Here is a 235-nt window from a genome sequence, read left to right as displayed (position 1 = left end):
CATGGGTATATTCGACAAACTGCTGTCATGTTTTGGCCAATCACAAACTCTACACTATAAATTATAGACGTAAAAAAGCTTATAGACGTAAAAAAGCCCGTTACGTTAGCAACGGGCTTATCACTACTCTTTCGAGTCAATTAGGCGCCTGGAAATGACCTACTCTCGCATGGGGAGACCCCAAACTACCATCGGCGATACTGTGTTTCACTTCTGAGTTCGGAATGGGATCAGG

General features: G+C 43.8%; 1 rRNA gene. It reads right to left on the bottom strand.

Annotated elements, in window-relative coordinates:
- Nucleotides 1-146: 146 nt before the first annotated feature.
- Nucleotides 147-235, bottom strand: a 5S ribosomal RNA gene (gene rrf / locus H5125_RS22010); the annotation flags it as partial.

The organism is Shewanella sp. SR44-4, assembly GCF_014163715.1.
GTDB lineage: Bacteria > Pseudomonadota > Gammaproteobacteria > Enterobacterales > Shewanellaceae > Shewanella.
This window is presented reverse-complemented; position numbering and strand designations above follow the sequence as displayed.